The sequence below is a fragment of the Pedobacter borealis DSM 19626 genome (genome assembly GCF_000708285.2).
Lineage (GTDB): Bacteria > Bacteroidota > Bacteroidia > Sphingobacteriales > Sphingobacteriaceae > Pedobacter > Pedobacter borealis.
Window position 1 is genome coordinate 1 of the sequence record NZ_JAUG01000128.1, and the last position, 9,697, is coordinate 9,697.

Genomic DNA, 9,697 nt, shown 5'->3' on the forward strand with positions numbered 1-9,697 from the left:
TTTTGTGGCGTTTTAATCAAGTTTTCTGTTAAGACGGTCGTCACCCTGAATTTATTTCAGGGTCTTTCACGCTAAAAAGATGCTGAAATAAATTCAGCAGGACGATAAAGCGGGATTAGGCGTAAATAAGATATAATTTTCAGCAAATAATTATCGAACTCAGGTTAGAACGGGGATACGGTGCTACGGCCTAGTTGGGTGGAAATATAAAATCGGAATAAATAGCTCATATTTAGGTGATTACAAAATAACGTCAATGGTAGCGGAGTCGATTGCTTAATATATCGAAAAACGGGTCTTCGACTACGCTCTCCACAGGAGTCCTTTGGACAGACGACATACTAATAATTTATAATAAAATTTAAGCAGGCTCTAAAGATCTCAGGATTTAAACGTAGTTTAGCTAATACTTAAATCCTTATCAATTATAACCATTTAAAGCTACTTTAATCATTGAGGGGTTCTCAGGGATGATTTCTGTATTATAATAAAATATATGTTTCGGTTTTTAGCTTTAATCAGCGCACTCATACTGTGTAATTCTCTTTTTGCGCAAGAAAACGTATATCAGTTTTCTCATCTCGATATTGCCAATGGCTTATCAGATAATCAAGTAAATGCCATATATAAAGATAACAAGGGGTTTATGTGGTTCGGCACCCTGTCTGGCCTGAACCGGTATGATGGACACGAATTCAAAATATTTAAACACAGTTCAAAAGATAGTACCAGTATCCCGGAGGGTTATATCTTAGATATATTTGAGGGGCCGGAGAAACAGTTATGGATTACCTCTGGAGGTGGTTTTAGTATTTACAGTCCCTCAACCGAAAAGTTTGAACGGTTCCAGGATAAACACCTTAAAAAGTATAAACTTCCAGTTGGGTACCTGAAGGGGATAAAAACCAATAATAGCGGCAAGCTTTATTTCCTGATCGAAAACCTGGGTATTTTTTGCTATGATCCAAAAACTCATGCAACCACCAGGTATGGCCATCAGAACGGTGTATCCAATTCGCTATATGCTGATCAGATAAGCGATTTTATTGATGACGAAAAAGGCAATTTATGGGTTATTTATACCAGTGGTGTTCTTGATAAGTTCAATTTAAAGAATCGCAGGGTAACAAACAGGTATTTTGTCATCAACAAACGGTTTGGTGAGCAGGTAAATTCCTTCAATCTCAACCGCGATTCGGAAGGCAATATTTTTATTTACAGCAGGGGTAACCCTTTCGGTTTATATTACCTTAATGTGGTAAGTGATCAGTTTAGTTATTTTGGAAAAAAGCAAGATCATTCCGGATTAAGCTCAAATAACGTAAGCAAGGTAATTGAGGGCGACGATGGAAATATCTGGATAGGGACCGATCATGGCGGAATCAATATCCTGGACAAACATACCCACCGGTTAACCTATATTTTAAGTAAAGAAGGTGACCTGAAGGGCTTAAGTGATAATAGTGTAGGGGCTTTATATAAAGATAACAATGGAATAGTGTGGGTCGGGACCTACAAAAAAGGAATCTCTTATTACCATAAAAGTGTTTATAAATTCCCCTTAAATCAGTATCTAACTGGGAAAAATGCGCTAAACGAGGATGTTAATTCATTTGCGGAGGACAACAAAGGTAACCTGTGGATCGGAACAAACGGAGCAGGCCTGTTGTACTTGAACAGAAGTACAGGCGAAATAAAAAGGTACCGTAATAATGCTGCCAGCAATAATTCGTTAAGTAGTGATATTGTGATCAGCCTTACTATCGATCATTCAGGTGTTTTATGGATCGGTACTTATTTAGGTGGGCTTGATTCTTTTGACGGGAAGAAGTTTACGAATTTTAAGCACACTGCTGATCCCTCAAGTATTTCTGATAACCGGATTTATGCTTTGCAGGAAGATTCTTCCAACAGGCTCTGGGTAGGAACCTTAAACGGTGGGCTGAATTTACTTGACCGCAGTACCGGAAAATTTAAACACTTTAACCCTTCGGTTAAAAATACATTAAATGCTTACGTGGTTACCTGTTTGTACGAAGATAAAAACAAAAATATCTTAATCGGCACCACTGCAGGGCTGAATATCCTGGATGCAAAAACCGCTAAGTTTAGCTATTTAAAAAACAACAGCAGGGATACCAATTCCCTGATACAGGGTGTCGTAAATTCAATCACCAATGATAGCAGGGGGTGGATTTGGATCGGTACAAGAGAAGGGATAAGCATATACAATCCTGCAAGCAGAAAGTTCACTAATTTAAGCGAAGAGGTTGGCCTGCCTGAAAACACAGTGCTTTCACTTATCGAAGATGAGGATCACAATATCTGGTACAGTTCCCTTAAAGGGCTTTACAAAATTTCTGTAATTGCTCAGGGGAAGATCTATAAATTCAGGTACAGTAAGTACAACAAGTCAGACGGGTTACAGAATACACAATTCAACATCAATGCAGTACTGAAAACTAAAGCCGGCGAACTGATTTTTGGGGGGCCGAACGGCTTCAATATTTTCAGGGCAGAGCAGATCAAGAACAGCCAGTTTCCCTCAGCGCTGGTCATGACTGATTTAGAGGTATTTTACCATAAGGTAAAGGTTGGTGAAAGTATAAACGGACATATTATTTTGCCCGAAACTATAACAGAACTTAAGAATTTAAGCCTTAGCTATAAAGAGAATATTTTTTCAGTCCAGTTTGCACTGCTCAATTATTTTAATCCCCAAAAGGTAATCTATAAATACAGTCTGGAAGGATTCGATAAACGTTGGCTTACGGTACCTTCAGAAAGCCGTAAAGCTACTTTTACAAACCTTGATCCCGGCAAATATATACTCCATGTAAGGGCTTTTAATGAAAATGACGCTGTACTCTTGGCCGAATCACAATTGAAAATTACCATTTTACCTCCCTTCTGGCGCACAACATGGGCGTATATCCTGTATGTTTTGGCCATTGGTTGCCTGTTGCTATTTATCAGAAGAAGGGGGATCAATAAATTAAGGCGGGAATTTGCTTTGGTACAGGAAAGGATCCAGGCCCGGCAATTACGCGAGCAAGACCGCAAAGAGGCAGAAAGGTTACGGGAACTTGATCTGTTAAAAATTAAATTTTTAACCAACCTGAGCCATGAGTTCAGGACACCTATTTCCCTGATCCTGGCCCCTGTGGATAAACTTTTGATCGAATCCAGGGAGAATGGGCGGAATGGTCAGCTGGCCATGATAAAAAGAAATGCACGGCGGTTATTAAACCTGGTAAACCAACTGCTCGATTTTCGTAAAATGGAAGAGCAGGAACTACGGTTAAATAATAGCGATGGAGAAATTGTTTCCTTCATTAAAGATGCAACAGATTCTTTTTACGATCTCGCAGAACGGAAGCAGATCAAACTTACTTTTAAAAGCACCATAGAAAACTTATATGTATCATATGATCAGGATAAGATAGAGCGGATATTGTTCAATTTACTTTCTAACGCATTTAAATTTACACCCACAGGTGGAACAGTAGGTGTTGAGCTACAAGTACTGGATGGTAAACCAGGAGATGGCAGGGTTTCGTTGGAGTTAAAAGTGATGGACTCGGGGATTGGTATTCCAAAAGATAAACAGGAAAAAATATTCGAACGGTTTTTCCAAAATGATACTTCTTCTTCCATTCTTAACCAGGGTTCAGGGATAGGCCTTTCCATCACCAGAGAGTTTGTCAAAATGCACGGTGGCGAAATAGTAGTAAAAAGTGAGCCAGGTTTGGGAAGTTGTTTTACATTATCCCTAAATCTTGTACCCGTTGCCATTTCAGGGCAGGAGCAAAAACATCTTGAGGATGCGGATGTGCCAGATGCCACACCAGATAAAAAAGATGGAGAAAAAGAATCTGCCGACAAGCACCTCCGCGTAAAAAATGTCCCCCTTATTCTGCTGGTTGAGGACAACGAGGATTTTAGGTTTTACCTTAAAGATAACCTGAGGGTTTTTTATAAAATCGAAGAGGCATCAAATGGTAAGGAAGGCTGGCAAAAGGCGCTTGCACTACATCCAGATCTGATCGTTTCCGATATCAGTATGCCTGAAATGAATGGCAATGAGCTTTGCGGAAAATTAAAATCAGACGAAAGGACAAAGCATATACCGATTATTCTTTTAACGGCTTTAACGGGTGAAGAAGAACAGCTAAAAGGGTTAGAAATAGGAGCGAATGATTACATGACCAAACCCTTTAATTTTGAGATTTTACATTCCAAAATCAAGAACCTGCTCACGCTGAATCAAACCTTTAAAAAAACTTATTCCAGACAGGTGAGTATGGCATCGCCAGAAATGGAAATAGAATCCGATGATGTGAAATTCCTGAACACCGCATTGCTTTACATTGAAGACAACCTCCATAAGCCTCAATTATCAGTCGAAGATCTGAGCAAACATATGGTAATCAGTAGGGTATCGTTATACAGAAAGTGCTTACGGGTTACCGGTAAAACCCCTGTTGATTTTATCAGATCTGTTAAGCTCGAAAAAGCAGCGGTTTTATTGGAGAAAAGTAGTAAAACCATTTCTGAAATTTGTTATATGGTCGGTTTTAGCACCCCTAACTATTTTGCAAAGGCATTCAGGGAAAAATACCAGGTACTTCCTTCAGAATATAGAGCGAAAAAAAAGGATTCGGACTAAAAACAGCTCCTTGTGCCTTTCGGACAGGATAATTGATTGATGGGTGTTGAGCGTAAATAAAACACAGCCGTGTTGCGGCCCAATGTTATGAAGTTAAGCCATCCGGTACAATCAAAAATAATTTAACCACCACTTGTCCCGATTTTCGGGAGATAGAAAGGATGTACACAGATATGAAATCCGTGTTTATCTGTTGCATCTGTGGTTAAAAGCCTGAGTTCGATTATTAAATTGTAAAAATAACTATCAGACAAGGTTTATTATCCTATCGGCTGGTGTCTCACCGACCGAAATAAAAGATATTCTTATTAGGAAATGAATGGCCAGTGGTTCTTGGGGGCGCTCAGCCCCGCCATTCGCTATAGCCCCGATAGAACCTGTGAAACAAGCACACCATAAAAAAGTAAAAAAAGTGCTTAAATCGGGACTGCCGCTGCTGTCGGGTTTAGGCACAAAGGTAGGTGCACCCTGCAAGCCAAAAAAAGAAACATTGTTTGAGCTGCTTAGCCCCGGTTGTAGCGTTACCAAAATGTTATTAAGTCAATCCATTTGGCACAAGCAAAAATAATTTAATCACGACTTGTCCCGATTTTCGGGAGATAGAAAGGATATACACAGATATGAAGATCCGTGTATATCTCTGTGTATCTGTAGTTAAAAGCGCTTAACTTAACGACATTGGTGTTGCGACTTGAGTAATATTATTCTTGATATGCTCTAAATGATTCGATAATAATCGTTGTTTTAACGTTTATTATTTATATTTGTGAAAGACCAAATATACACGCATGAAAAGAATAACATCAGTATTGATTTTACTTTGTTCAATGTTCACAATTGATCAAACTTACGCACAGCAGAATTTTAAGAATTGGGCGAAGACTCCTCCGATGGGCTGGAATAGCTGGGACTGTTACGGCTCTTCTGTTACAGAAGCTGAAGTAAAAGCCAATGCAGATTATATGGCTTCCAAATTGAAATCTTTCGGATGGGAATATATCGTTGTAGATATCCGCTGGTTTGTGGAAAATGATAAAGCAGGAGGATATAACCAAACGGATCCAAAATATGTAATTGATAAATTTGGCCGTTATCTGCCTGCTTTGAACCGGTTCCCGTCGGCAGCAGACGGACAGGGCTTTAAAAACCTGGCAAAATATATACATGCTAAGGGGTTAAAATTTGGTATTCATATTATGCGCGGCATCCCTACGCTTGCCGTTAAAGAAAAGATGCCAATTAAGGGTACAAAATACACTGCCGATCAGATCTATAGCACTGCTTTGCAATGCAAATGGCTTACTGATAATTATACGATAGATGCTACAAAACCCGGTGCACAGGAATATTATGATTCAATAATGGAACTTTACGCCAGTTGGGGTGTCGACTTTATTAAAATAGATGATCTCTCCCGTCCTTATCATCAGGGAGAAATAGAGCTCATCAGAAAAGCAATCGATAAAACCGGTCGCCCGATTGTGCTGAGCACTTCACCAGGCGAAACGCCGATAGAAAAAGCAGAACACGTTCAACAACATGCAAATATGTGGAGAATGGTGGATGATGTATGGGATACCTGGCCACACATTACGCACCTGATTAATGTTGCCCAACCATGGGCGCCCTATATTAAGCCGGGAACCTGGCCTGATTGCGATATGATTCCATTGGGTAGAATTTCCATTCGCGGAGAAAGAGGCGGCGACCGTGCGAGCAGATTGACCAAGGATGAGCAGCAAGTGCTGATGACCTTTTTCACCATATTCCGCTCGCCCTTGATGTTTGGCGGTGACATGCCGAGTTTGGATCCCTTTACCACTTCGCTACTTACCAATAAAGTTGTGCTTAAGATGCATAGAGAAAGTACCGATGTAAAATTTCTCTTTAACGATCGCAAGAAAGTTGCGGTAACATCAACGAATGCTAAAACCGGCCAACATTATCTCGCCCTGTTCAATCTTTCTGATGAATCAGATCTAAAGGAAGTTTCGGTAAAACTTTCGGATTTAGGGATAGCTAAAGCAGCTAAAGTTTCAGATAGCTGGACAGGGAAAATTGTTCAGAATGATGGAAAACAAATAACCGTAAATCTTAAACCACATAGCTGCGTTTTGTATGAAATTAAGTAAGCTATCTATGGTGCTGGTGTTTTTGCTATTTAGCAGAAACTCATTTGCATCAGAACCAACGCAACATGCTGCGGCTGATTCTGTTTACCTGTTTTCATACGGGAATGATGGATTGCGGTTTGCATGGAGCGATGACCGAAATAACTGGACACCTGTTGGAACAGGGCAGGTTTACCTTCGCTCAGACTTTGGCCGCTGGGGATCAGACAAAAAAATGTTTGCTCCATATGTGATTCAGGGGCGTGCAGGAGTTTGGCAATGTGTATGGAGCTTAAATGATCGGGTAAAACAATTTGCCCATGCTCAAACAGGAAATCTGATTGATTGGGGGCCGCAAGGTTATCCCTTTTCTGAAAAAGGTAAGAATATCCTTCGTCCTGTGATTAGTTACCATAAAGACCTCGATATTTATCAGATTGTGTACACGGATAGTGAAGGCGCCTATTTTCAGACAGAAACAAAAGACTTCAAAACCTATAGTCCGGCAAAGGAGGTATCTCTCTCTGCCTATAAAAGCAATACCATCACCACTACCATTCAAAACAATACGGTGAGTGGGCAGTTACACCGTGTTAAATGGGCGGTGGTTGAAGCGTTGAATAAAGCTGCGGAGCTCAGGAATTTCAAGGCGAGGCAAGATGCGGAGACAACCAAAGAAGATCCGGTGCGTTTTGCAAACTTAACAAAGCCGGAGCTGCATATTTCGGCAGCGCCCGAAAAAGCTAAAGCAATCAGTAAGCTGTTAACAGGGATATTTTTTGAAGATATCAACTATGCAGCAGATGGCGGACTTTATGGTGAACTGATTGAAAATCGCGACTTCGAATATCAGCCATCAGATAAAGAAAACCATGATACAAAATGGAACAGCAATCATTCCTGGACATTCAAAGGCAAAGAAGGAGATTTTGCAATTCGAACAGCGCAGCCACTCCATCCGAATAACCCACATTATGCGGCACTAAATTTAACGGTCGATGGTAGTTCATTATCGAATTCTGGTTATGACGGAATCGCACTAAAAAAGGGAGAAAATTACCTGTTTTCCAGTTTTGTCCGGGTTCCAGCAGGAAAGAAGTCGTTTGAAGTAAGGCTTGTTAGTGAAAAATATGGCTTGCTTTCGAATGGATTGATCAGTTGCAGTTCGAAGTCATGGAAGGAAATTAAAACAACGCTCAAATCATCGGTTTCAGCCTCTGATGTGAGTTTGCAATTGTGGCCATTACAAAATGGCCGTATCGATCTCGATATGATTTCACTATTTCCCCAAAATACCTTCAAAAATCGCCGAAATGGCCTTAGAGCAGATCTTGCAGATACAATTGCAGCGATAAAACCGCGTTTTGTGCGTTTCCCTGGTGGATGTGTGGCCCATGGAGATGGGATCCATAACATTTACAGATGGAAAAATACAATCGGAGCCTTACAGGCCCGGGTTCCTGACCGCAATTTGTGGGGCTATCACCAGAGTATGGGCCTGGGATACTTTGAGTACCTTCAGTTTTGTGAAGATATCGGAGCAGCGCCAGTCCCTGTTATTGCCGCTGGAGTGCCCTGCCAAAACTCAGGAGCCAATGGGGGCGGGCAGCAGGGCGGAATCCCGATGGCAGATATGCCTGCATATATTCAGGATATTATCGATTTAGTTGAATACTGTAATGGAGCCACAAATACAAAATGGGGGAAGGAACGTGCTGCAGCAGGGCATCCGAAACCATTTAATTTAAAATATATCGGTATCGGCAATGAAGACCAGATAACAGACGTCTTTCGTGAGCATTTCGCCATGATCTATAAAGCACTTAAAAAAGCGCATCCTGAAATAACCATTATTGGAACTTCAGGGCCATTTTTTGAAGGAACAGATTATGAGGAAGGTTGGGCCTTTGCCAACGAAATGAAGGTTGACATGATAGATGAACATTATTATCGTCCACCGGGCTGGTTTATCAACAATCAGGATTTTTATGATAAATATGACCGCAGTAAATCAAAGGTTTATCTGGGTGAGTATGCGGCAAGCCTCCCAGGGGGGAATAGAACAAACCTGGAAACCGCTTTATCTGAAGCGCTATATCTCACCTCTCTGGAGCGCAATGGAGATGTGGTATCTATGGCCTCTTATGCGCCATTGTTGGCAAAAGAAAAACATACACAGTGGAATCCTGATCTGATCTATTTTAATAATACAGAAGTTAAGCCCACCATTGGATATTACGTGCAACAGCTTTACGGTCAAAACGTAGGAGATGAATTTATTCCTGCACAAGTTGATTTTTCAGTGAAGAGAGAAGATGTAATTAAGCGGGTGGCGTACTCAATTACCCGCGACCAAAAATCAGGAAAATTATTCATCAAAATTGTAAATATGCTTCCAGTCGCAGTTAAGACTAATATTGATCTGTCTAAGTTGAGTTTAGTCAACAAACAAGTAATTAAAAAAGAAATATCAGGTCTTCCGGGCGATTACAAAATCCAACCTATAAAAACAGCTATGGATTTTTCGAATCTTAAATCTCTCGAACTAAAACCTTATTCCTTTACCGTATTTGAGCTGTAAAACCAAATAAAAGCACGTTAAATGATCTCGAAGTATCGTCATTTCGACCGTAGTGTTCCAAAGGAACTCCTTTGGAGGAGAGATCTTTTAATATAGTCCAAAGATCTCTCCATTCCGCGTTGCTTCGGTCGAGATAACGGCCTTTCTTTAGGAATCCGTCAGTGGTAAGAATCGTCATTGCGAGAAGGCTTTTTCAGCCGACGAAGCAATCTTACAACGATCGCTACTAGCGTGCGCATTAAGATTGCTTCGTGCCTCGCAATGACGACCTTTCTTTAGGAACCTGTCAATGGTAGGAATCGTCATTGCGAGAAGGCTTTTTCAGCCGACGAAGCA

Annotated in this window: 3 protein-coding genes; all 3 read left to right on the forward strand. The window is 40.7% G+C overall.

Annotated elements, in window-relative coordinates:
* The first annotated feature begins 496 nt into the window (after window positions 1-496).
* The 3 genes from AW17_RS22040 to AW17_RS22055 all read left to right on the forward strand — a co-directional run bounded on the left by AW17_RS22040 (window position 497) and on the right by AW17_RS22055 (window position 9,361).
* Window positions 497-4,669 (forward strand): two-component regulator propeller domain-containing protein, encoded by a 4,173-nt coding sequence (locus tag AW17_RS22040; protein WP_029280205.1) that lies wholly within the window; start codon window positions 497-499, stop codon window positions 4,667-4,669.
* 788 nt (window positions 4,670-5,457) lie between these two features.
* Window positions 5,458-6,801 carry a glycoside hydrolase family 27 protein gene (locus AW17_RS22050; RefSeq protein ID WP_029280209.1) on the forward strand — a complete coding sequence of 448 codons (1,344 nt, stop codon included), beginning with the start codon at window positions 5,458-5,460 and terminating at the stop codon, window positions 6,799-6,801.
* A complete protein-coding gene (locus tag AW17_RS22055; protein ID WP_029280211.1) occupies window positions 6,788-9,361 on the forward strand; it encodes an alpha-L-arabinofuranosidase C-terminal domain-containing protein in 2,574 nt (857 codons plus the stop codon). The genes AW17_RS22050 and AW17_RS22055 overlap by 14 nt, the downstream gene beginning before the upstream one ends.
* The last annotated feature ends 336 nt before the right edge of the window (window positions 9,362-9,697 follow it).